Consider the following 254-nt stretch of genomic DNA (forward strand, 5'->3'; position numbering starts at 1 on the left):
GGCAGGTTGTCGAAGATCACCTGGATCTGCCCCGAGCGCAGATCGGTCGAGGAGCCGCCGGCGCCGCGATAGGGCACATGCGTCATCTCGAGGCCGGTGCGCAGCTTGAACAGCTCCCCGGTCAGGTGGATCGAGGTGCCGACGCCGGTCGAGCCGAAATTCACCCCCTGCGGCCGGCTGCGGGCATAGGCGATGAAATCCTGCACGCTCTGCACCGGCAAGGCGGCGCTGACCACCATCACATTGGGGAAGTC

The 254-nt window shown here is 66.5% G+C and carries 1 protein-coding gene; it reads right to left on the reverse strand.

The window, feature by feature from the left end; genetic code table 11:
* Nucleotides 1-254, reverse strand: a 254-nt coding sequence (locus J5474_RS22600) for a Bug family tripartite tricarboxylate transporter substrate binding protein (RefSeq protein WP_280842551.1), incomplete at both ends; no start/stop codon positions are given.

The sequence above is a fragment of the Sagittula salina genome, assembly GCF_017813235.1.
In the GTDB taxonomy this organism is placed as follows: Bacteria; Pseudomonadota; Alphaproteobacteria; order Rhodobacterales; family Rhodobacteraceae; genus Sagittula; species Sagittula salina.